Genomic DNA, 22,702 nt, shown 5'->3' with positions numbered 1-22,702 from the left:
CGGCGCCTAGTCTTGTCGAGGTGGGCCGCCGCGGGTGCGACGGCCTCGGGGAGAAACTCTTGGCTACATCGCCATGCCGGCGGCCGGCAGGCGCTCGGCGGCGTCGAACAGCGGCTGGACCACCGACGAGGCGGCCTGCTCCTCGAAGCAGCGCTCCACGGCGTCCTTCAGGGTCTGCAGCAGGGCGGTGGGGTCGATGTGCTCGCTGGGCTCGTAGGCGAAACCGATGGCCAGGGGCTGGTTCTGGGGCAGGCCCGGCAGCAGCATGGCGGTGAAGTGGGCGTTGGAGTCGAAGCCGGCCACATCGGTGACGCCGCCCTGATCGTGGCACTGCTGGACGCGCGCGGCCAGGTCCGAGACGCAGAACTTGCGGTCGGCGGCGGCCTCGGCGTTCAGGCGGCGCAGCATGCTCTCGCGGCGCGGCTGGGGAACGGTCGACAGCAGCAGCCAGCCGGCGGCCGAGCTGGACAGGTGATCCTTCTGCCCGCCGCAGATGCCGAACGGGTTGGCGGTGCGCAGGGCGCGCTGGCCGCTGCGCCAGCTGTAGATCTGGACCTGCAGGCCCACCATGCCGAACACGCCGACGGCCAGGCCGGTCTGGGCGCTGAGACGGTCGATCAGGCCGGTCAGGCGGCCGTCACGGACCAGGCCCGGCTGGGCGGCGCGGCCCAGCAGGGCGGCGCGCGGGGTGGGGGAATAGGAACGCGAGTGGGGGTCCTTGTAGAGCAGGCCCACCTCGACGAGGCAGTACAGCAGCTCGGACGTGCTCGACTGGGGGCGATCGAAGCGACGGACGATGTCCATCACGGTCGCCTGCGGATGTTCCTCGTCGAAGAACTCGAGGACCTCGATCACGCGCTTGGCAAACTTGGCCTTGTTGGAACCGTTCATCGCCGTGGCCTCCCTGACTTATTTTTATAATAGACAGGAGTGTTCAATAAGCGCCGCTCCCTGTCAACAAAAGATGAGAGCATCTCCGTTTTTTGCAATCGCACGATTACCCGTGGTGGTCGGCGTTTTGGTGGCACACGCATTCAGCGTGTCGCGTTAGGCGGTGCAAAGCAGAACAGGCCGCCGAGCGGAGCGCTCGGTGGCCTGTTTCATGTCGCTGATTTCTTTGATCTATCTGTCCGTTCCAAGCGCTGCGGGGCGACCCGGGCTTCGGAAGCGACCAGTCGAGCTTGGAGAATCGCCCCGCCGCCGGCCGCGTGAGTCGCGTACCCGGCGGGGGAGGGCAGGCCTAGGCGATGGCGCCCGTCGCCTTCAGGGCCTCGATGCGATCCCACTCCAGGCCCAGCTCCATCAGCACCAGTTCGGTGTGCTCGGAAGCCTGGGGCGAACGAGTCGTCTGCACCGGTTCGCCGTTGAACTGGACCGGACCCCGAACCAGGCGCAGCGGCGCGCCGCCGTCGGCGCCCTCGACCTCGATGATCATGTCGTTGGCCACGGCCTGATCGTCGGTCAGCAGGTCCTCGAAGCTCTGGATGGGAGCCCACTGGCCCTTCATCGTCTTCAGGTGCTGGCGCCAGTAGGCGAAGGTCTGGGTGGCGAACTGCCGGACCAGGATGTCGCTGGCCGCGCCGGCGTTCTCGATCAGCGACAGCACGTCCTTGAAGCGCGGGTCGTTGGCCGCCTCCGGGGCGCCGACGTGGGCGAAGGTGTCCTCGATCAGGCCTGTCGGGCTGACCATGCACAGGTTGATGGTCCCGCCGTCGGACGTGCGGAAGTTGCCCATGAAGGGATTGCGCAGGGAGCCGCCGGAGACCGGCATGCCGTTGCGCGAGACGATGCCGGTTTCCATCACCTGCGAGACCAGGGCGCCGGAGGCCCACCAGGCCGCGCTGAGCAGGGAGACGTCCAGCTCGACGCCTTCGCCGGTCTTTTCGCGATTGTAGAGGGCCGCGGCGATGCCGCCGGCGATGAACATGCCGCCGATCGAGTCGCCGAAGGCGGGGATGCCCTGGGTCAGCGGACCCTCCAGCTCGGCCGGGGTCATGGCGTGGGCCACGCCGCTGCGCGACCAGAAGCAGGTGCCGTCGAAGCCGCCGACCTCGCGCTCGGGACCCTTGTTCCCCAGGGCGCTGCCGCGGGCGTAGATGATGTTGGGATTGACCGCGCGGATGTGCTCGACGTCGAACTTGTTCTTCTGGCGCACCTGCGGGAGGTAGTTGGTCAGGAAGACGTCGGCGGTCTTGGCCAGCTCGTACAGCACTTCCTGGCCCTCGGGCGTGGAGACGTCGATGCCGACGCTGCGCTTGCCGCGGTTGGGGTGCTCGAACAGGGTGTGGCGCAGCGGGTCCAGCTTGACGCCGCCCATGTTGAGGAAGCCGCGCTGGGTGTCGCCGCGCACCGGGTGCTCGATCTTGATGACGTCCGCGCCCCAATCGGCCAGGACGCCGCCCGCCGCCGGGACGAAGGTGAACTGCGCGACTTCCAGAACGCGCACGCCCTTCATTACCTGGGTCATTGTTTCCCCTCCTCCCGATCGGGCCGAACAAGGGGCCGATACTTCATTGAAAACTAAAAGCTGAGGCGGCTGCGGCAAGCCGCGAGGGGGCCTGGAACCGCCGCTATCGCCGCCGCGATGCGCGGTGGGGTGTTACCGCCCCGGCGATATCCCGGACGGCCCATGGGGGCGCGTGTTGAGAACGGCCCGGCGGAGGCGGTAGCTGCGGGAAAATTCGGGCTCGGGAGAACCGCCATGAAGATCGATTCCACGCTTTCCGCCGTCGTCACCGGCGGCGCGTCGGGCCTGGGCCTGGCCACCGCCCAGGCCCTGCTGGCGGCCGGCGTGAAGGTCGCGATCTTCGACATCAACGAGGAGAACGGCCAGAAGGTCGCCGACGAGATCGGCGCGCTGTTCTGCAAGGTCGACATCACCTCGGAAGACAGCGTCCTGGCGGGCTTCGAGAAGGCCCGCGCCACCAACGGGCAGGAGCGGGTGCTGGTTCACTGCGCCGTCGTCACCAAAGGCGGCAAGACCGTCTCCAAGGACAAGGAAACCGGCGGCTTCAAGCGCTTCTCGACCGAGGACTACGCCTTCTCGGCCCAGGGCGTTCTGGTGGCCAGCTATCGCGTGGCCTCGATCGCGGCGCTGGGCATGGCGGCTCTGGATCCGCTGGAGGACGGCGAGCGCGGCTCGATCGTCCTGACCTCCAGCGCCGCGGCCCAGGACGGGCAGGTGGGGCAGATCGCCTACGGCTCGCTGAAGGCCGGGGTGAACGGCCTGGTCCTGCCGATGGCGCGCGACCTGATGGACCTGGGCATCCGCGTCAATTCGATCATGCCGGGCATCTTCGCCACGCCGCCGATGCTGCGGTTCAAGGACATGAACCCGGCCATGTGGGACGCGCTGAACCAGTCGGTGCCGTTCCCCAAGCGTCTGGGCAAGCCGGAAGAGTTCGCCAGCCTGGTGCTGGAGCTGGCGCGCAACAGCTACTTCAACGCCCAGACGATTCGCCTCGACGGGGCGATCCGCATGCCGCCGCGCTGATCGCGCCGCATCGCCAACCTCAACACCGGCTTGGGTTCGCGCTCACCGCACAGCTTCTTGTGCGGTGCGGCGACAACGCACTTGACCGCGACAATATGCTAACCTAGATTAGTATCTATCAGCCGGCGATGTCGGCGCCAGTTTCAACACGGAGCTATGGTTGTGAAAAAGTTTGGTCTCATCCTCGCCCTGGCCGCTGTTCTTCCGGCGACGGCGCTCGTGAGCGCCAATACCGCTTTCGCGGCCGATGACGCCCTGTCCAAGGCCATGGTCGGCAAGCTGCTCTACGACGGTGAGGGCAAGAAGCTGGCGGCCATCTACAAGCTCGACCCGAACGGTTCGCCGCAGATCCTGCTGGAAGGCAAGATGGTCACCGTGCCGCTGTCGACGCTGAAGAAAGACGACGACAAGTTCGCGACCAGCCTGACCAAGAAAGACCTGATGACGGGCGGTCGCTAATCCGGGTTAGCGGGCGTCCTCCCGCGAACCGTCGGCGGTCCTCTGCCGACAGAACTGGGGGCCGCGACTTGCGTCGCGGCCCCGTTTTCATGCGCGCTTGCATGAAGCGTCGCCGTTTCCCTCTGACGCCGAAGGCTTTCGGCTATCGCGGCTTCACCGTAGGGGCGGCGATGTTGACGGTGATCCGGCTGAGATAGGAGTCGAGCGCCTTCAGCTCCTCGTCGCTGAAACCGGCGAAGACCGTCTTTTCGTGCTCGTTGGCGACCTCGGAGATCTTCTCCAGCACCGCCTCGGCCTTCGGCGCCAGGTGTATGCAGTAGGCGCGGCGGTCGTCTTCCTTCTGCTGCCGGGCCAGGAAGCCCTCGGCGACAAGCTTGTCCACCAGGCGGCCGGCGGCGGCCTCCGACATTTCCAGGACCTCGGCGATCTCCCGCTGGGTCACGGCGGGGCGCCGCGCGATCACGGCGATCAGCGTCCACTGCGAACGGGTGACGCCGATATTGACCACGCTCTGGTCGAAGCGCTTGTGCAGCTGACGGGTGAGCACCGTCATCTTCAGCGAGATGGCGCGCTTGCTGACGGGGCCGTCGACGTCGGAATCGGTCATCGGGCGATTATAGACGCTCGATGATGATCGCGGGCGCCATACCGCCGGCGGCGCACATGGTGATCAGGCCGTAGCGGCCGTTGGAGCGCTCAAGCTCGTCCAGGGCCGTGCCGATCAGCACCGCGCCGGTCGCGCCGATGGGGTGGCCCAGGGCGATGGCGCCGCCGTTCGGATTGACCTTGGCGCGGTCCAGATCCAGGTCGCGGATGAACTTCTCAACCACCACGGCGAAGGCTTCGTTGACCTCGAAGACGTCGATGTCGTCCTTGGTCAGGCCGGCCTTGGCCAGCACCTTCTTGGCGGCGGGCACCGGGCCGTTCAGCATCAGGGTGGGGTCGTCGCCGACATTGGCGGTGGCCACGATGCGGGCGCGGGGCTTCCAGCCCTGCTTTTCCGCGTATTCCTTCGAGGCCAGCAGGATGGCCGCGGCCCCGTCGACGACGCCGGAGGAAGTGCCCACGTGGTGGACGGCCTCGAATTCCAGGTCGGGATATTTCTGGTTGATCAGCTGCTTGAACGTGGCCCCGCCCGGGGCGGACGGGATGTCGTAGAACGCCGCGAAGGCCGGCTTGATCTGGGCCAGGCCCTCGGCCGTGGTGTCGGGGCGCGGATACTGCTCGTGGTCCAGGATCACCGCGCCCTCGTCGTCGACCACCGGGACGGTGGACTTGGCGAAGCGGCCCTCGGACAGGGCGAGGGCGGCGCGGCGCTGGCTCTCGACGCCGAACGCGTCCAGCTCCTCGCGGCTGATGCCCTCCATGGCGGCGATGGCGTCGGCGGCCACGCCCTGGTTGGTCTGCGGGTGCTTGGCCTGCAGGCGGGCGTTGCCGGTGCCCAGGCCGCTGGCGGCGGCCACCTTGGCCTCGCGCAGCTTCATGCCGAAGTCGACGACGTGGCTCATCATCTCGGTGCCGCCGGCGATGACCAGGTCTTCCATGCCCGACATGACCTGGGCGGCGGCCAGGTTGGTGGCGGTGATGCCCGAGCCGCAGAAACGGTCCAGGGTCACGCCGCTGGCCTTGATGTCGTAGCCGGCGTCCAGCGCGGCCATCCGGCCGATGTCGCCGCCCTGCAGACCCGTCTGGGCGCTGGTGCCCCAGATGATGTCGTCGACCTCTTCGGTCTTGATGTTGTTGCGTTCCTTGAGGGCGGTCAGGACCGTGGCGGCCAGGTGCTGGGGGTGCATGCCCGAATAGGCGCCCTTGCCGGTCTTGCCGATCGCGCGGGGCGTCCTGACGGCGTCGATGATGTAGGCTTCAGCCATCGTTCTTCTCCCTAAGGCCACGCGAGGAGGCCTATCGGATATCGCATGCGGCCCAGGCCGGCGCCACCCTGGGACCAATCGCGACAGCGATGGATCGCGCCGTAGCGGAAGCGTGTAAATCTCAAAAATATGAACATAATCATGCGGCTATGTCGTCTTCTCGCGGTGGCCGCTCTCGGCTCGCGCGGGCGGTTCGGCTTCCCTCTCAGGGGGTGGGTCGATACCAATTTTCCCAACGACGGATCACGCACGGCGATGAGGTGAACTCCGCGATGATGGGGGAAGACGACAGGGAGCCGGCGCGGCCGGGCGGCGCTTTCGAGCCGCTGCGCGAACCCGTGTTCCGGCGCATCTGGTCGGCCAGCGTTCTCTCCAATTTCGGACAGCTGATCCTGGGCGTGGGGGCCGCCTGGGAGATGACCCGGCTGACCTCGTCGGCCAGCCTCGTCGCCCTGGTCCAGACCGCCCTGATGCTGCCCCTGATGCTGGCCTCGGTGCCGGCGGGCGCGGTGGCCGACATGTTCGACCGGCGCAAGATCGCCATGTTGGGCCTGGGCTTCTCGGTCGCCTGTGGAACCCTGCTGACGGTGTTGGCCTGGCTGGGACTGACCTCGCCGTGGATGCTGCTGGGCTTCTGCTCGCTGATCGGGGCGGGCGTTGCGCTGTACAGCCCGTCCTGGCAGGCCTCGATCAGCGAGCAGGTGCCGGCGCCCCAGCTGCCGGCCGCCATCGCCCTGGGTTCGATCAGCTACAACTTCGCGCGCAGCTTCGGGCCGGCCTTGGGCGGGCTGATCGTGCTGGCGGCTGGCGCCAAGGCGGCCTTCGCCGTCAACGCGGTCTGCTACCTGCCGCTGCTGCTGGCCTTCTTCCTATGGAACCGCCGCCACGTGCCCTCGCGCCTGCCGCCCGAGCGCATCGACCGGGCCATCGTGTCGGGCGGCCGTTACGCCTTGCATTCGGGACCGGTGCGGACCGTGTTGATGCGGGCCTTTGTCTTCGGCCTGGCGGGGGCCTCGGCCTCGGCCCTGGCGCCGCTGATCGCCAAGGACCTGCTGGCCGGCAACGCCAGCACCTACGGCATTCTGCTGGGCTCCAGCGGCGTTGGCGCGGTGGCTGGGGCCCTGATGGTCAGCCGGGTGCGCGAGCGCCTGAGCAACGAGGCGGCGACCCGCATCTTGGCCCTGGCCTCGGGCCTGGCGATCGTCCTGGTCGGCTTCAGTCACTCCCTGATCCTGACCTGCGCGGGCCTGTTCCTGGCCGGGGCGGGCAATATCGTGACCATCGCCCTGTTCAACATCTCGGTGCAGATCGCCTCGCCGCGCTGGGTGACGGCGCGGGCGCTGTCGCTGTTCTCGTCGGCCCTGACCGGCGGCATCGCCGTCGGCGCGGTGCTGTGGGGCATGGTGGCCAACGGCTGGTCGGTGCAGGTCGCCCTGGTCGCCTCGGGCGCGTTCCTGTGCGCCACGCCGCTGCTGGCCCTGGTCCTGCGCCTGCCGGAGACCGGCGTCGACAGCGTCGAGGCGGCCGAGCTGGACCACGAGCCCGAGGTGGCCATGGCCCTGACCCTGCGCTCGGGGCCGGTGGTGATCGAGATCGACTACCGCGTCGCCCCGGAGCGGGCGCGGCCCTATTACGACGTCATGCTGAAGGTGCAGCGCACGCGGATGCGCAACGGGGCGTTCAACTGGTCGCTGTCTCGCGACATCGCCGATCCGGCCTTGTGGACCGAGCGCTACCAATTCCCGACCTGGGGCGACTATCTGCGCATGCGCGACCGGTTCACCCAGGCGGACCTGGCCACCCAGTCCGAGGTCGAGGCCTTCCTGCTGGAGGGGACGAACAAGCGCGTCCGACGCCGGCTGGAGCGGCCGTTCGGATCGGTGCGCTGGCGGGCGGACTCGCCCGATCCCCAGCAGGAGACGGTCGGCTATCTCGGCCCCTAGGCCGTCCCAACCCAACAAGAAAACCAAGGCGAGGAAGCAGCCGTGTCGAGACCTTATCGCGTCATCCAGTGGGCCACCGGCAATATCGGCTCGCGCGCCCTGCGGGCCGTCATCGAGCATCCGGACCTGGAGCTGGCCGGCCTGTGGGTCAGCTCCGAGGCCAAGGCGGGCAAGGACGCCGGCGAGCTGGCCGGCGTCGCGCCCTGCGGGATCAAGGCCACCAACTCGGTCGACGAGATGGTGGCGATGGAGGCCGACTGCGTCCTCTACATGCGCCAGGGCACCGACATCGACGAGCTCTGCCGCCTGCTGGCCTCGGGCAAGAACGTCGTCACCACGCGCGGCGACTTCCACCATCCGCCCGGCATGGACCCGGCCGTGCGGGCCAAGGTCGAGGCGGCCTGCGCCCAGGGGAACAGTTCGATCTACAGCACCGGCTCCAGCCCCGGCTTCGTGACCGAGGCGCTGTCGATCCCGCTGCTGTCGCTGTCACGGCGGCTGGATTGCCTGACCATCGAGGAGTTCGCGGACATGTCCAGCCGCAACTCGCCGGAGCTGCTGTTCCACGTCATGGGCTACGGCGCGCCGGTCGGCGAGTTCGACCAGCGCAAGGTCGACTATGTGAAGCACGACTTCGCCGCTTCCTTGGCCCAGATCGCCGACGGGATCGGGGTGGAGATCGACGAGTGGACCGCGACCGGCGAGATGTCGGCGGCGGCCAACAAGGTCGAGATCGCCGCGGGCGTGATCGAGGCGGGGCAGGTGGCCGCCCAGCGGATCACCATCTCGGGGATGCGGGCCGGCAAGCCGGTGCTGCGCTTCCGCGCCAACTGGTACTGCTCGCGCGACATCGCCCATACCGACTGGGAGCTGCGCGAGTCCGGCTGGCGCATCCGCGTCGAGGGCGACACGCCGCTGGACGTGGGGATCACCTTCCCGGTCGCGCCCGAGGACTATGCCGCCTTCACCCCGGGTCTGACCGCCCACCGCGCCGTGAACGCCGTCGCGGCGGTGTGCGACGCTCCGGCGGGCATCCGTACGACTACCGACCTGCCGCAAGTGATCGCGCGGCTGCCGTGAGCGGGATCGACTTTACGGGACGCGTCGTCGTCATCACCGGCGGGGGCGGCGCGCTGGGCCGCGCCTATGCCCACGAGATCGCCGCGCGTGGCGGGGCGGTGGTGGTCAGCGATCTGGGCGGCTCCATAGCCGGCGGGGAAGGGGCGTCCGCGACCGTGGCCGAGCAGGTGGCCGCCGAGATCGTCGCGGCGGGCGGCAAGGCCGTGGCCGACGCCGGCGATGTCGCCTCGCCGGAGGGGGCGAGGGGCACGATCCAGGCTGCGCTCAACGCCTTTGGGCGGATTGACGCGGTCATCGCCAACGCCGGCAACATGCGCTCGGGTCCGTTCGAGGACCTGACGGCCGCCGACCTGGACGCCCTGCTGGCTGTCCATGTGCGCGGGTCGTTCAATATCGCCCAGGCGGCCTAGCCGCACATGAAGGCGCAGGGGAGAGGACGGATCGTCTTCACCACCTCGGCGGGCGGCATGCTGGGCGCGCCGCACCTGTCGGCCTACGGCGCGGCCAAGGGCGGGGTGATGGGGCTGATGCACGGACTGTCCGAGGAGGGGCGGCCGCACGGCATCCTCTGCAACGCCATCATGCCCAACGCCGCCAGCCGTATGGCCCAGGGCGTCGCGACCCAGGCCCTGGGCGACAATCCCTGGGCGCGGTCGTTCGGGGCGACCTTCGATCCGCGCTTCACGGCGGGGCTGGTGGCCTATCTGGCCCACGAGTCCTGCGCCTCGACCCATGCGATCTATTCGACCCTGGGCGGTCGGATCGCCCGGATCTTCGTGGGCGCGACCAAGGGCTGGAACGGTCCGGCCGACGCGCCGCCGTCGGCCGAGGACGTGGCGGCGCACTTCGACGAGATCGCCGATCCCGCGCGCGGCTACGCCATTCCTGCCAATCTGGTCGACGAGTTCCGCATCGTCGCCGAAGGGCGATAGGGGCCGCACGGGCGATATCTGACCGGGGCGCGCGGCCGCCGCTCGACGTCCGGCGCACCGCCGCGCACTCTGCGCTGAACAACTGTACAGCATGGGGCGGAAGCGATGTCGCAGAGCCTGTCGGGCAAGGTCGCCCTGGTCACCGGAGCATCGTCGGGCATCGGCGAGGCCGCGGCCATCGCCCTGGCCCGCGAGGGCGTCGTGGTGGCGCTTTCGGCACGGCGCGCCGACCGGCTGGACGACCTGGTCGCGCGGATCGAGGCCGAGGGCGGCAAGGCCCTGGCCCTGCCCGGCGACGTCTCGGTGGAGGCGCAGGCGACCAAGGCCGTCGAGGACACCGTCGCGCGCCTGGGCCGTATCGACATTCTGGTCAACTCGGCGGGCGTGATCCAGTCGGGCGGGGTCGAGAGCCTGTCGACCGACGAATGGCGCCGGGTGATCGACATCAACCTGTTGGGCACGCTCTACACCTGCAAGGCGGCCATCGGCCCGATGAAGGCGCAGGGGAGCGGCGACATCGTCAACATCTCCTCGACCGCCGGCCGCCGCGCGGCGGGGATCTTCGGCCCCTATTCGACCAGCAAGTTCGGGCTGACGGGCCTGACCGAGGGCCTGCGCCAGGAGGTCGGCGGAGCCGGCATCCGCGTCAGCATCGTCGAGCCCGGCGCCACCCAGACCGAGGTGGCCGGCGGCATCAGCGACCCCACCATGCGGGCCGCCATGAGCCAGCATGTCGCGAAAGACGGGGCCATGCAGCCGTCCGATATCGCGGAAGCGATCGTTTTCATCGCCTCCCTACCCGCGCGGGCGAACGTCTCTCAAATCTTGATAAGACCGACCATCGACACGGCCGCGATGTAAGCCGCCAGGCCCGAAGTCGATACGGCGCGACACAGCGCGGGGAGAGAAACAATGCTCAGCATGCCCGAGGCCGGAACGTCGGCCGCGCCGCCGCGCGAACAGCTGCCCGGGATGGGCTATCGATCCTATTTCCTGTTCATGATGGTGCTGGTCTCGGCCTGCGTCACGGCCGAGCGTTACGTGCTGTTCGTGCTGGTCGAGCCGATCCGCCACGACCTGCACCTCAACGATTTCCAGATCGGCCTGGTCAAGGATTTCATCCTGGCCATCGTCTACGTCCTGGCGGTGATCCCCATCGCCCACTGGTCCGACCGCTGGTCGCGAAAGCGGATCGTCGCCATCGCCGCCATGACCTGGACGGTCTCGGTGGCCATCTGCTCGTTCGCCAAGGGCTTCTGGACGATGCTGATCGGCCGGGCCGGCATCGGCCTGGGCGAGGGCGCGTTCACCCCGCCGTCCCAGGCCTGGATCGCCGACCTGTTCCCGCCCAAGCAGCGGGCCACGGCGCTGTCGATCTTCCTGTTGGGCGCGTCGCTGGGCACCTTCCTGGGCCCGGCCTTGGGCGGGCTGGGCGCGCATGTGTACGGCTGGCGTCACACCCTGCTGCTGGCCAGCATCCCGGGCCTGATCCTGGCCCCGATCGTCTGGCTGACCCTGCGCGACGTGCGCCCCGGCCTGGCCGACGGCAATGTGGCCGACCACAGCCAGCGCAAGCGCTTTGTCGACGTGGCCAAGGAGCTGATGGCGATCCGCACCTTCCCGCTGCTAGTCCTGGCCGCGGCGCTCAACACCCTGATGACCATGGGCATGATCAGCTGGGCGCCGGCCTTCATCGAGCGCACCCACGGCATGCCCGCCCGCGAGGCCGGCATGCAGATGGGCGGGGCGCTGTTCCTCGGCTCGCTGATCGGCCACACCATCGGCGGCCCACTGGCCGACTTCCTGGGACGCCGGAACCTGCGCTGGTACCTGTGGATCCCGATGATCAGCGGCGCCATCGCCATGTTCACCGGCTGGATGATCCTGACGGGTCCCGCCAACCAGGTCTTCCCGCTGTTTGGCCTGCAACTGCTGATCGGCGGGCTGGGCGCCGCGCCGATGATGGCGGTGGTGACGGGGCTGGCCCCGGTGTCCTCGCGCGCCACGGCCGTGGCCATGCTGATGGTGACCATCAACGTGATCGGCCTGGGCGGCGGACCCGTGGTGGTGGGCTGGCTGAGCGACCTGCTGCATCCCGTCTACGGCGAGGCGTCGCTGGGCGTGGCGATGCGGTGGTCGCTGCTGGCGGGCATCCCCAGCACGATCCTGGCCTGGCTGGCCAGCCGCTCCTACAAGAGCGACGCGGAGACGGCCCGTGCGAAGCTGGCCCTCGAAGCCGGACCCCAGCCTGCTCTCCAGCCGATCCATTGAGAAGGCGACGCCGATGCCCGCCTACATGCTGTTCATCCGCGAGGACGCCGTCACCGACGAGGAGGCGATGGCGACCTACGGCGCCATGAACCGCCAGAGCGCGAGCGTCTTCGCCGAGAAGTACGGGATCAAGCCCCTGGCCGTGTACGGCGCGACGGAGGCGTTCGAAGGGGCCAATCCCGACGGCTTGATCCTGTTGGAGTTCCCCGACGCGGCGGCCGCGCGCGCCTGGTACGCCAGCCCCGAATACCAGGCCGCCTTGCCCCATCGGATGCGGGGCGCGACGTACCGCGCCCTGCTCGTCGAGGGGCTCTAGCCCAGCAGCAAGACACGGAGACACCATGAGCACGATCAAGCCCCGCATCCTGCCGCTGCCGCGCGCGGAATGGACCGACGACGCCCGCGAGGTCTTCGCGTTCTGGGGCGAGCCCAACGCCTGGGAGGAGGGCTCCAAGACCAACATCATCTCGGTGATGGGCAACCATCCGCCGCTGGGCAAGGCCTTCAACGCCTGGAGCAAGCACCTGCTGATGGAGAACACGCTCTCCACGCGGTTCCTGGAACTGATCATCCTGCGCGTGGCCTGGCGGGTGAAGTCCGCCTACGAATGGCACAACCACGTCGGCTACGGCCTGAACGCCGGCCTGACGCTGGACGACATCGCGGCGATCCGCGACTACCCCAAGGGCGGCGCCTGGAGCGAAGCCGATGAACTGGTCCTGCGCTCGGTCGACGAACTGATCGACGACGGCAATCTCAGCGACGCCACCTGGGACGCGTTGGGCCGGCATTTCGACAAGCACCAGAAGATGCACCTGGTCTTCTCGATCGGCCACTACGTGATGACCAGCTGGGCGCTGGCGGTCATGGGGGTCGATATCGAGGGCGCCGCCGACCAGATCGGCTTCGACCTGAAGACCTCATCCGGCAAGATCCCGGGCAAGACCTACAAGCCCGGCGAGGCCGAGGATTGGGTGGATACGCGCGGCTACTAGAGCGCGTTCCGATAAGTGGGAACCGGTTATCGGATCAAACGCGCGACAAGCAAAAAGCCTGGAGCAAGCGATTTGATTCCATCAAATCGCGTCCCGCTCCAGGGGCCGTATCGCCGCGACGATATCCCGTCGCGGCGGCCTGTTTGGCGATGGCCGCGGGTCGTCCGCACGCTAGGTAGAGAGTGAAAAATTCTCTGTCCCGTCCAAGGAAAGACCGCGACCCATGGCCACCGAAATTCTGCTTCCGAAGCTGGGCTTCTCGATGACGGAAGCTCAGATCGCCGAATGGCTGGTCCCGGACGGTTCGCAGGTCACCGAGGGCCAGCCGCTGTATTCGCTGGAAGCCGACAAGTCGACCAACGAGGTCGAGGCTCCGGCCAGCGGCACCCTGCGGATCATCGCCCAGGTCGGCGAGATCTACGAGGTCGGCACCGTTCTCGGCACCATCGAGTAGCGGTCGCATGACCCTGCGCGTCGGGATCATCAGCGCGGCCTGGGGTGGCTTCGCCCACCTGCCGGCCTGGCGCGCGATCCTGGGCGTGGAGGTCACCGCCATCTGCACCTCGCGCCAGGAGACGGCCGAAGCGGCCGCGGCCCGGCTGAAGATCGACCGGCCGTTCTGGGACTTCCAGGCGATGTGCGCCGATCCGGACATCGACGTCGTCGACTGCGGCACCCGGCCGTCGGTGCGCAAGCCGATGGTCCTGGCGGCCCTGGCCGCCGGCAAGCACGTCTACAACGCCAGCCCCCACGCGCCCGACTGGCAGGGCGCCAAGGACATCGACGCGGCCTGGCGCGCGGGCGGCTCGGTGGGCGTGGTGGACGCCTTCTCCGAGTGGATTCCCGCGCACCGCCAGATGAAGGCGATGGTCAACGAGGGCTATCTGGGCCGGCCGCTGGGCGGGACCTGCCAGTTCAGCATCTCGCTATTCAACCAGCCCAGCAAGCTGTTCCCCTACAACTGGTTCGCCCAGGCGGGGCAGGGGGTGTCGGCGGTTCGCAACAACGGCAGCCATGCCCTCTACATGCTGCTGCATCTGCTGGGTCCCATCGAGGAACTGGTCGCCGACGACAGCCGGGTGCTGCGCGAATGGGTGTTCGCCGACGGCGACCGGATCGTTCCCGAGACCAACGATCTGGCCAACGTCATCCTGCGCTTCGCCAGCGGGCTGAAGATGACCATGCAGATCAGCTGGAGCCTGCCGGTCCATGTGGGCTGGTCGCTGGACGTGGCGGGCGAGAAGGGGCGGCTGGTCGCCTCGTCGCCCACCTTCCCGACGGCCCGCGACTGCGTGCTGCGCGGCGGGCAGACGGGCGGCGGTCTGGCCGATATCGAGATCGCCGAAGCCTTCAAGCATGTGCCCGGCATCGGCCTGGACTGGCAAAGCGAGCCTCAGCCCAGCTTCCCCATGGCCGTGTCGATGCAGCGAATGGTCGAGGCTATCCAGGGCGGCGCGAAAGCCTCGCCGGACTTCGCGCGGGCCCTGGAGGTCGAGAGCATCCAGGAAGCGATCCGGATTTCCAGCGCGGAACGTCGCTGGGTGAAGCTCGCCGACGTGGTCTGACGCCCGGCGACGACAACGGGCGCGCCGGGCTGCCGGACGCGCTCGACAAGAACTTAGGGAGAGACGCGCATGGCCGGATTTGACGAGACGTTCGACTGGGTGGTCGTGGGCAACGGCGCCGGCTCGCTGAGCTCGGGCCTGGTCATGCGCAAGGCCGGCAAGTCGGTCGTGATCCTGGAGAAGTCGGCCTGGGCCGGCGGCACCACGGCCAAGTCGGGCGGGGTGATGTGGATCCCCAACAACAGCTTCATGCGCGCCGACGGCGACGCCGACAGCACCGAGGCGGCGATCACCTATCTGGACGCGGTGGTGGCCACCGATCCCAAGCCGGCGCCCGGCACGTCGCGCGAGCGCCGCTTGGCCTATGTGAACGAAGCGCCCAAGATGATCGACTTCCTGGTCGGTCAGGGCCTGCAGTTCGAGCGCAGCGCCGACTTCTGGCCGGACTACTACGACGAACTGCCGGGCGGCTGCAAAACCACCCGCTGCCTGTCGGCCAAGCTGTTCGACGCCAACGCGCTGGGCGAGTGGCAGGCCAAGCTGCGCCCGGGCTTCCTGCCCGCGCCGGCCCGCCTCGAAGAGGGCATGCAGCTGGCCTATTTCAAGAAGAGCTGGACCGGCAAGAAGGCGTTCCTGAAGGTGATCCTGCGCACGATCGGCGCGCGGATCACCCGCAAGCAGATCGTCGGGGCGGGCGCGGCTCTGCAGGCGCGGATGCTTCAGGCGGGACTGAAGGCCGGGGTGGACCTGCGCCTGGAGTCGCCCGTCTCCGAGCTGATCGTCGAGAACGGCGCGGTGACCGGCGTGATCACGGTCAAGGACGGCAAGCCCTGGCGCGTGGGCGCCAAGCTGGGCGTGCTGGTCAACGCCGGCGGCTTCGCGCGCAACCAGGCCATGCGCGATCAATACATGCCTGGCACCCGCGCCGACTGGTCCCAGACCAACGAGAGCGACATGGGCGAGATGCATGTCGAGATGGAGCGCATCGGCGGGGTCCTGGCCCAGATGGACCAGATGGTCGGTTACCAGACCACCTTGACGCCGGGGTGGGAGACCATGTTCCCCACGGCCCCCGCCCAGAGCCTTACCGGTAAGCCGCATGCCATCCTCGTGGACCAGTCGGGCGTGCGCTACATGAACGAGGGCGGCTCCTACGAACTCTACTGCGAGACCATGCTGAAGCGGAACCAGACGGTTCCGGCCATCCCCAGCTGGGCGATCTTCGACCAGACCTATATCGAGCAGTACATGCTGGCCGGCACCATGCCGGGACCCAAGAAGCCCGACGCCTGGACCGAGCAGGGCTATCTGAAGAAGGCCGACAGCATCGAGGCGCTGGCGGGTCTGATCAACGTCGATCCCGAAGCCCTGAAGGGCACGGTCGCGCGCTGGAACGGCTTTGTGGACAAGGGCGTGGACGAGGACTTCCACCGCGGCGAGCGGGCCTATGACTCCTGGCTGGGCGACCCCTATCACGGCCCCAACAAGTCGCTGGGCAAGATCGAGGCCGGGCCGTTCTACGCGGTCAACGTGGTGCCTGGCGACGTCAGCACCTATGGCGGCGCGCTGACCGACGCCAGCGGCCGGGTGGTCAAGGCCGACGGCGCGCCGATCCCGGGTCTCTACGCCACGGGCGTCTCGACGGCTTCGGTGATGGGCAACGTCTATCCGGGCGCCGGCGCCAGCGTCGGTCCGTCCCTGACCTTCGGCTATATCGCCGCCAAGCACGCGGCGGGCGTGGGCAACCAGCTGTGAGCCCATCCGACCTGGAGGCCGAGGGCTGGGTTCGCATGCCCGGCACCCACTTCAACGCGACCGCCGGGCCCTACTGGGTGCGCCAGGATGCGGAGGGGCGCACGGCCGGTCTGCTCAGCGAAGACGGCCACGGCAACGGCCATGTCGGCACGGTGCACGGCGGGGTGCTGATGACCTTCGCCGACATCGCCCTGGGCATCGGCGTGGTCGATGCGGCCCAGACCCGCGACTGCGTGACCCTTCAGCTGCAGATGCAGTTCGTGGCGGCGGCCAAGATCGGCGGTTTCCTGACCTGCAAGCCCGAGCTGGTGCGCCGCACCTCGCAGATCGTCTTCATGCGCGGCCTGATCATGGCGGGCGACCGCACGGTCGCCTCGGCCGACGGCATGTGGAAGCTGCTGGATCCCGAGAAGTTCGCCTCGCTCAAAGCAGGTTGACGCCGATCTTCCCGAAGAACCGTCCCGACTCCAGGTGACGGTAGGCGTCCTGAAGACGCGTCAGGTCGTAGACGGCGTCCACCACCGGCCGGATGGCGTGACGCTCGCAGAAGGCCAGCATGGCCTCGTGCTCGGTCCGGTTGCCCACGGTGATGCGGGCCACGGGATGGCCGCCGACATCGGCCACGTGCCAGCTGAAGTCCGAGCCCAGCATGCCGATGGCGGCGATCACCCCGCCGGGGTTCAGCAGCGAGGCGGCGGTCTCGACCTGGCTGGCGCCGACCACGTCCACGACGATGTCCACGCCGGCGCCGCCTCGTTCGCGGCGTACGGCGGCGGCCCAGTCGGGCTCGGCTCGGTAGTTGACCGTGACGTCCGCGCCCAGGGCGCGGGCTCGGGCCAGCTTGGCGTCTGACGACGAGGTGATGACCACCTTCGCTCCGGCCGCCTTGGCGAACTGCAGCGCGGCGATGGAGACGCCGCCTGTGCCTTGCAGCAGCACCCATTCGCCGGCCTTGAGCGGGCGAGGCGCGAAGAGGGCGTTCCAGGCGGTCAGCCCGGCGCAGGTCATGGTCGCGGCTTCCAGGTCGCTCATCGTGTCGGGCACGCGGCAAAGGCTGTCGGCCGGAAAGACCGCGTACTGACGAGCCACGCCGTCGGCACGCGCGCCCAGCATGTCCATGGTCGGCCGAGGCCCCTCGATCCAGCCCAGGGCGAAGATCGGATTGACCCGGTCGCCGACGGCCACGCGATCGACGCCGTCGCCCAGCGCTGTGACCTCGCCGGTCCCGCAGGAGAGGGGCACATAGTGCGGGTCCTTGGTCAGGCCCGGCATCATGCCCTTGGCGCCGATCAGGTCGCGGAAGTTCAGGGTGACGGCCTTCAGCCGCACCAGGGCCTGGCCCGGACCGGGCTCGGGGATGTCGGTCTCCACGACCCGCACGCCGTCGATTCCCGCGCCGCCCACGGCGACCGCGCTCAGCATCCTGGCCATGTTTCTCTCCCTGTCGTGACGTCTTCGTCGCGCGGGAAAGGGCGGCGCGCCACAGGCGGCGCGGGCCTTGCGGCAGATATCGCCGGGGCGGGTCGGGGCGCGATTGACCTTGGCCTCCCGAGCGCTGATCGATGGCCCGATCACCATCCCCTCGAGGACGTCATGGCAGAGCAGAGCAACAGTCCGGCCCCCAGCACGGAGACGCTGGTCGACATCTACCGGCGGATGATCCGCATCGAGCGCAATGACGACACGATCCGCAAGGCCATGCGCCTGGGCAAGCTGATCATGCCCTACTATTCGGCGCGCGGTCAGGAAGTGATCCCCTCGACCATCTCCTCGCTGCTGACCAACGAAGACACGATCTGCACGATCTATCGCGGCATCCACGACATGGTCGCCAAGGACATGCCGCTGCGTCCGCTGTGGGCCGAGATCGCCGGCCGCGTCGACGGCACCTGCAAGGGCAAGGGCGGTCCGATGCACCTGACGCACCCGGAGACGGGCGTGATGGTCACCACCGGCATCGTCGGCTCGTCGATGCCCATCGCCAACGGCCTGGGCTGGGCCGCGCAGCTGGACGGCAGCAAGCGCGTCAGCATCGCCTATTTCGGCGACGGCGCGTCGAACATCGGCGCGTTCCACGAGTCGCTGAACCTGGCCTCGCTGTGGAAGCTGCCGGTGATCTTCGTCTGCCAGAACAACGGCTTCGCCGAGCATACGCGGTATGAGAACGGCACCTCGGTGGACTTCATCTCCAAGCGCGCCATCGGCTACGGCATGCCGGGCTACACGGTGGACGGCAACGACCCGTGGGCCATGTACGCGGCGGCCTACGAGGCCATCAATCGCGCCCGCGACGGCGAGGGACCGACCCTGCTGGAGTGCAAGACCTTCCGTTTCCTGGGCCATGTTCTGGGTGACGACGACAAGTACATGACCAAGGAAGAGAAGGCCGCCGCGATCGCCAAGGATCCGCTGCCCGCCTTCCGCGCGCGCCTTCTCGCCGAAGGCCACGCCACCGAGGAACAGCTGACCAAGATGCAGGCCGACATCCAGGCCGAAGTGGATGACGCCATGGAGTTCGGGCTGGCCAGCGCCTTTCCGTCCACCGACGAAATGCGCCGCGACGTGTTCGCTACGGAGATCCCCGCATGACCGAGACCGTCAAGATGCACGCCTTCCAGGCCGTCAACGCGGCCCTGCACCAGGCGATGGAAGAAGATCCCAAGGTCCTGGTGTTCGGCGAGGACATCGCCGACCGCGAAGGCGGCGGCGTGACCGGCGCCACCATCGGCCTGTCGACCAAGTTCGGCGACCAGCGCGTGAAGTCGACCCCGATCTCCGAGCAGGCGATCATCGGCGCGGCCATCGGCGCGGCCCTGGCGGGCTACAAGCCCGTGGCCGAGATCATGCTGATGAACTTCACCGCCGTCTGCATGGACATGATCTTCAACCACGCGGCCAAGCTGCGGTTCATGTCGGGCGGCCAGAGCACGGTGCCGATCACCATCCGCACCCTGACGGGCGCCGGCTGGCAGACCGCCGGCCAGCACGCCGACCACCTGGAGGGCTGGTTCGCCCACACCGCCGGGATCAAGGTCGTCGCGCCGTCCAACCCGGCCGACTACAAGGGCCTGCTGCTCTCGTGCATCCAGGATCCCGACCCCTGCATCATCATCGAGTCGGCCGGCACCCTGTTCATTCCGCAGGACGTTCCGGTGGACCAGGGCCCGATCCCGCTGGGCCAGGCCAAGGTCGTCGCCGAGGGCACGGACGTGACCATCGTCTCGTGGTCGTCGATGGTGGTGCGCAGCCTGCAGGCCCTGCCGAAACTCGCCGAGGCCGGCGTCTCGGTCGAACTGGTCGACCTGCGCACGATCTCGCCGTGGGATCGGGATACGGTGCTGAAGTCGGTCGCCAAGACCGGCCGCTGCGTCGTGGTCCACGAGGCCGTCCGTAGCTTCGGCCCCGGCGCCGAGATCGCCGCGACGGTCAACGAGGAGCTGTTCGGCCAGCTGAAGGCCCCGGTCCGTCGCCTCGGCGCGCCGTACTCGCCGGTGCCGTTCTCCAAGCCGCTGGAAGACGCCTATCTGGTGTCGGTCGACGAGATCGTCGCCACCGTGAAGGAAGTCGCCGGCAAGTGACCAAGGCCTTGGCCATGTCTCCCCATCGGGAGGCATGGTTCGACACGAGAAAGGCCCAGCGCGAGCTGGGCCTTTTTTGTCGTCGCCAGAGAGGCGCTGGAGGCTAGGCGATCGCCTTCCGCAACGTCGCCCGACCCACCTGTTCCTCCCAATAGTCCGCATCCCCGCCCAGCGCGGCATTCAGGGTCGCGCGCTTCAGGAACAGGTGGCAGGGGTGCTCCATGGTCAGGCCGATGCCGCCGTGCAGCTGGATCGCGTCCTCGGCGATGGCGCGGTAGACGCCCGCCGCATGGGCTTTCAGGGCGCCCAGGTCGAGCGCGTCGGCGACGGGATCGGCCGCACGGCTCCAGAACAGCGCCTCGGCCGCCGACAGCCAGGTCTTCATGTCCGCGACCCGGTGCTTGAGGGCCTGGAAGAGGGCCAGGGGACGGTCGAACTGGCGGCGCGTGCCCAGGTACTCGATGGTCAACTCCAGGATCGCCTCGGCGCCGCCCAGGCTGTCGCCGGCCAGGGCCAGAAGCATCAGGGGCTCCAGCCGTCCGGCCAGGGCCGCGGCGGCTTCGCCCTCGGCCAGGACCAGGCCGTCGCCGGCCGGCCGAACGTCGAACAGGCGGCGGGTCTTGTCCCAGGTCTCGCGCAGGGTGATCTCGGCGCCGTCCAGCGGCGCGAGCGTGATGCGGTCTTCCCGGACGATCAGCACATGGCTGGCGCGGTCGGCGTCGGGGACGGCGGTCAGCGCCCCCCAGGCGTCTGCCCTGGTGAGGGAGGCGGTCATCACTTCGCCGGCCATGGCGCGGTCCAGCAGGTCCTGGCGGTCGGCGAGGTTGCGTTGAGCGGCGCTCAGCGCCTCGACCGCCAGCATCTGGGCGATGGCGGGGCCGGGGACGAGCGCGCGGCCCAGTTCCGTGTGGATCACGCCGACGGCCTCGCGACCCAAGCCCAGGCCGCCCAGGTCCTCGGGCACGGCCGTCATCAGCGCGCCCATCTCGGCCACGGTGCTCCAGCTCGCGTCGAGGTCGGGGGCCAGGCCGGCGGCGCTGAAGGCCTTGCGGGCGGCGTCGCGCAGTTCGCTCAGGTCCGCGTTCATGCCGCGCCTCCCACGGTCCAGGTCTTGGGTTCGCGGGGCATGCCCAGCAGGCGCTCGGAGATGATGTTGCGCTGAACCTCGTCGCTGCCGCCGGCGATGGTCCAGGCGTAGCTGTTCATGAAATCGGCCATCCAGTTGCCGGTCTCCATGCCGCCGCCGAACACGATGGGCTCGTGATGCTGGACCCCGAGGCCGCCGACCCGCAGGCCCAGAGACGTGAACTCTCGCAAGGTCCGCGAATAGGTCAGCTTGACCAACGAGGCGTCGCCGACGCGCTCGTGTCCGGCGATGCGGTTGGCCAGGAACTGGTCGGCGATGGCGCAGGCCGCGTCGATTTTCGTGGCCAGCCGCCCGAAATCCCTCAGGATTCCGGCGTCGTCCTGACGACCGTTGGCGCGGATCAGGTCGGCCAGCCGCCACAGGGCGCCGCGCAGGCGGGCGCTCAGCTCCAGCAGGGTCAGACCGCGCTCGGATGACAGGGTCGACTGGGCCACGGCCCAGCCCTGACCTTCCTCGCCCAGGCGGTCGGCCACGGGGATCTCGACCTCGTCGAGGAACAGTTCGGCGAACTCCTCGTCGCCGTGGATCTGGTGGATCGGCCGGGCGGTGACGCCCTTGGCCTTCAGGTCCAGCAGCAGATAGGTCAGGCCGGCCTGCTTTGCGCCCTCGGTGCTGGTGCGCGTCAGCAGCAGGCACTTGTCGGCGAACTGGCCCATGGTCGACCACAGCTTCTGGCCGTTGACCACATAGACGTCGCCCCGGCGCTTGGCGCGGGTGCGGACGGCCGCCAGGTCCGAACCGGCGCCGGGCTCGGAGAAGCCCTGACACCAGATCTCGCCCTCCAGGATGCGGGGGATGTACTTGGCCTGCTGCTCGGCGCTGCCCCATTCGAACAGGGTGCTGGCGGCGTGGTAGGTCGACATGAACGACAGCAGCAGGCGCGGGGTGTCGGCGCGGGCCAGCTCCTCGTACAGCACCTTCTGTTCGGCCAGGCCCTGGCCACCGCCGGGCCATTCGGCGGGCCAGTGCGGCACGGCGTAGCCGCCCTCGACCAGCTTGGCGAACCAGCTCCTCTGGGTGTCGAGAAACGCCTCGTGGCTGGTGCAGGCCGCGCGCCAGTCTTTGGGGGCGTTGGCCTCCAGCCAGGCGCGGATGTCGCGCCGCAGGGTTTCAAGTGTGTCGGTCAAGGCCGGCCTCCAAGCGTACCCCTCACGCTAGGCCTTATTTGCCCCGAACGCCGCAAGGGGCGGGGGGCGATATCGGCAAGGCGATGCCCTAGACGGCGACCTCGATGACCTCGCCGACGATCCGCAGGGTGAAGGTCTTCAAGGGCTCGGTGGCCGGCGGATTGAGCGGCTCGCCAGTCTCCAGGTCGAACCGCGCGCCATGGGCCGGGCATGAGATCCAGCCGCGTTTCAACCGCCCGCAGGCTAGCGGCTCCTCGGCGTGGGAGCACAGGTTCTCGATCGCGAAGAAGCGTCCGTCGCTGTGGCAGATCAGGATCGAACGACCGCCGATCTCGACCTCCTTGGCGGTCTCCGGCGCGATCTCGTCGGTCGTGGCCACGGCGATGAAGGCAGGCTCGGTCATGCCTTTGTGATGTGCGGCTTTGGCGGCCTGGGCAAGGGCGAGCCATATCACCGGGGCGGTCTTTTGGTTTCGGCCACGCTCCG

Annotated in this window: 22 protein-coding genes and 1 pseudogene; 15 read left to right on the top strand and 8 right to left on the bottom strand. The window is 68.7% G+C overall.

What is annotated here, in order from left to right; all coding sequences use genetic code 11:
- Positions 1-63: 63 nt before the first annotated feature.
- On the bottom strand, positions 64-891 hold the full coding sequence (locus AC07OA_RS18460) for a helix-turn-helix domain-containing protein (RefSeq protein WP_494665273.1): 828 nt from the start codon (positions 889-891) through the stop codon (positions 64-66).
- A 349-nt stretch (positions 892-1,240) separates the two neighbouring features.
- Positions 1,241-2,467 carry a CaiB/BaiF CoA transferase family protein gene (locus AC07OA_RS18455; protein ID WP_494665272.1) on the bottom strand — a complete coding sequence of 409 codons (1,227 nt, stop codon included), beginning with the start codon at positions 2,465-2,467 and terminating at the stop codon, positions 1,241-1,243.
- 234 nt (positions 2,468-2,701) lie between these two features.
- Here AC07OA_RS18455 and AC07OA_RS18450 point away from each other — a divergent pair, with 234 nt between their 5' ends.
- Both AC07OA_RS18450 and AC07OA_RS18445 read left to right on the top strand, forming a co-directional pair.
- Entirely contained in the window at positions 2,702-3,493 is a 792-nt protein-coding gene (locus AC07OA_RS18450) for an SDR family oxidoreductase (protein WP_494665271.1), read from the top strand.
- Positions 3,494-3,712: 219 nt separating this feature from the next.
- Positions 3,713-3,952: a hypothetical protein gene (locus tag AC07OA_RS18445; RefSeq protein ID WP_494665270.1), complete on the top strand. Its 240-nt coding sequence runs from the start codon at positions 3,713-3,715 to the stop codon at positions 3,950-3,952.
- Positions 3,953-4,094: 142 nt separating this feature from the next.
- On the opposite strand, the gene AC07OA_RS18440 is transcribed toward AC07OA_RS18445, so the two are convergent.
- Positions 4,095-4,559, bottom strand: a complete 465-nt coding sequence (locus AC07OA_RS18440; protein ID WP_494665269.1) for a MarR family winged helix-turn-helix transcriptional regulator — start codon at positions 4,557-4,559, stop codon at positions 4,095-4,097.
- Positions 4,560-4,566: 7 nt separating this feature from the next.
- Complete coding sequence (locus tag AC07OA_RS18435; RefSeq protein WP_494665268.1) at positions 4,567-5,823, bottom strand: acetyl-CoA C-acetyltransferase; 1,257 nt, start codon at positions 5,821-5,823, stop codon at positions 4,567-4,569.
- Positions 5,824-6,095: 272 nt separating this feature from the next.
- Between AC07OA_RS18435 and AC07OA_RS18430 the strand changes: the two genes are divergently transcribed.
- The 11 genes and pseudogenes from AC07OA_RS18430 to AC07OA_RS18380 all read left to right on the top strand — a co-directional run bounded on the left by AC07OA_RS18430 (position 6,096) and on the right by AC07OA_RS18380 (position 16,801).
- Entirely contained in the window at positions 6,096-7,766 is a 1,671-nt protein-coding gene (locus AC07OA_RS18430) for an MFS transporter (RefSeq protein ID WP_494665267.1), read from the top strand.
- 42 nt (positions 7,767-7,808) lie between these two features.
- Positions 7,809-8,846: an NAD(P)H-dependent amine dehydrogenase family protein gene (locus tag AC07OA_RS18425; protein ID WP_494665266.1), complete on the top strand. Its 1,038-nt coding sequence runs from the start codon at positions 7,809-7,811 to the stop codon at positions 8,844-8,846.
- Positions 8,780-9,778: pseudogene (locus AC07OA_RS18420) on the top strand (SDR family NAD(P)-dependent oxidoreductase). Before AC07OA_RS18425 ends, AC07OA_RS18420 begins: the two are co-directional and overlap by 67 nt.
- Before the next feature lie 105 nt (positions 9,779-9,883).
- Positions 9,884-10,639 (top strand): SDR family oxidoreductase, encoded by a 756-nt coding sequence (locus AC07OA_RS18415; RefSeq protein ID WP_494665265.1) that lies wholly within the window; start codon positions 9,884-9,886, stop codon positions 10,637-10,639.
- Positions 10,640-10,690: 51 nt separating this feature from the next.
- Positions 10,691-12,049, top strand: coding sequence for a spinster family MFS transporter (locus AC07OA_RS18410; protein ID WP_494665264.1), 1,359 nt, complete (start codon positions 10,691-10,693; stop codon positions 12,047-12,049).
- A 13-nt stretch (positions 12,050-12,062) separates the two neighbouring features.
- Positions 12,063-12,365, top strand: coding sequence for a DUF1330 domain-containing protein (locus AC07OA_RS18405; RefSeq protein WP_494665263.1), 303 nt, complete (start codon positions 12,063-12,065; stop codon positions 12,363-12,365).
- Positions 12,366-12,390: 25 nt separating this feature from the next.
- Positions 12,391-13,044, top strand: a complete 654-nt coding sequence (locus tag AC07OA_RS18400) for a carboxymuconolactone decarboxylase family protein (protein WP_494665262.1) — start codon at positions 12,391-12,393, stop codon at positions 13,042-13,044.
- 223 nt (positions 13,045-13,267) lie between these two features.
- Positions 13,268-13,498, top strand: coding sequence for a biotin/lipoyl-containing protein (locus tag AC07OA_RS18395; RefSeq protein ID WP_494665261.1), 231 nt, complete (start codon positions 13,268-13,270; stop codon positions 13,496-13,498).
- Positions 13,499-13,505: 7 nt separating this feature from the next.
- Positions 13,506-14,609: a Gfo/Idh/MocA family protein gene (locus tag AC07OA_RS18390; RefSeq protein WP_494665260.1), complete on the top strand. Its 1,104-nt coding sequence runs from the start codon at positions 13,506-13,508 to the stop codon at positions 14,607-14,609.
- Positions 14,610-14,678: 69 nt separating this feature from the next.
- Positions 14,679-16,364 carry an FAD-dependent oxidoreductase gene (locus tag AC07OA_RS18385; RefSeq protein WP_494665259.1) on the top strand — a complete coding sequence of 562 codons (1,686 nt, stop codon included), beginning with the start codon at positions 14,679-14,681 and terminating at the stop codon, positions 16,362-16,364.
- The gene (locus tag AC07OA_RS18380) at positions 16,361-16,801 is read left to right on the top strand and encodes a PaaI family thioesterase (RefSeq protein WP_494665258.1); all 441 of its coding nucleotides are present in this window, start codon (positions 16,361-16,363) and stop codon (positions 16,799-16,801) included. The genes AC07OA_RS18385 and AC07OA_RS18380 overlap by 4 nt, the downstream gene beginning before the upstream one ends.
- Here the strand turns inward: AC07OA_RS18380 and AC07OA_RS18375 are convergent.
- Positions 16,788-17,795 (bottom strand): zinc-dependent alcohol dehydrogenase family protein, encoded by a 1,008-nt coding sequence (locus AC07OA_RS18375; RefSeq protein WP_494665257.1) that lies wholly within the window; start codon positions 17,793-17,795, stop codon positions 16,788-16,790. The genes AC07OA_RS18380 and AC07OA_RS18375 overlap by 14 nt on opposite strands.
- A 162-nt stretch (positions 17,796-17,957) precedes the next feature.
- Here AC07OA_RS18375 and AC07OA_RS18370 point away from each other — a divergent pair, with 162 nt between their 5' ends.
- On the top strand, positions 17,958-18,953 hold the full coding sequence (locus AC07OA_RS18370) for a thiamine pyrophosphate-dependent dehydrogenase E1 component subunit alpha (protein WP_494665256.1): 996 nt from the start codon (positions 17,958-17,960) through the stop codon (positions 18,951-18,953).
- On the top strand, positions 18,950-19,942 hold the full coding sequence (locus tag AC07OA_RS18365; RefSeq protein ID WP_494665255.1) for an alpha-ketoacid dehydrogenase subunit beta: 993 nt from the start codon (positions 18,950-18,952) through the stop codon (positions 19,940-19,942). Before AC07OA_RS18370 ends, AC07OA_RS18365 begins: the two co-directional genes overlap by 4 nt.
- Before the next feature lie 103 nt (positions 19,943-20,045).
- Here the strand turns inward: AC07OA_RS18365 and AC07OA_RS18360 are convergent, their stop codons facing one another.
- The 3 genes from AC07OA_RS18360 to AC07OA_RS18350 all read right to left on the bottom strand — a co-directional run bounded on the left by AC07OA_RS18360 (position 20,046) and on the right by AC07OA_RS18350 (position 22,619).
- A complete protein-coding gene (locus AC07OA_RS18360) occupies positions 20,046-21,029 on the bottom strand; it encodes an acyl-CoA dehydrogenase family protein (protein ID WP_494665254.1) in 984 nt (327 codons plus the stop codon).
- Entirely contained in the window at positions 21,026-22,216 is a 1,191-nt protein-coding gene (locus AC07OA_RS18355; protein ID WP_494665253.1) for an acyl-CoA dehydrogenase family protein, read from the bottom strand. Before AC07OA_RS18355 ends, AC07OA_RS18360 begins: the two co-directional genes overlap by 4 nt.
- An 88-nt stretch (positions 22,217-22,304) precedes the next feature.
- On the bottom strand, positions 22,305-22,619 hold the full coding sequence (locus AC07OA_RS18350) for a Rieske (2Fe-2S) protein (RefSeq protein ID WP_494665252.1): 315 nt from the start codon (positions 22,617-22,619) through the stop codon (positions 22,305-22,307).
- Between the last annotated feature and the right edge of the window lie 83 nt (positions 22,620-22,702).

The organism is Caulobacter sp. GW821-FHT09B08, assembly GCF_059418225.1.
Note: the sequence above shows the minus strand (reverse complement) of the source record. Positions and strands in the feature narration are given on the sequence as shown.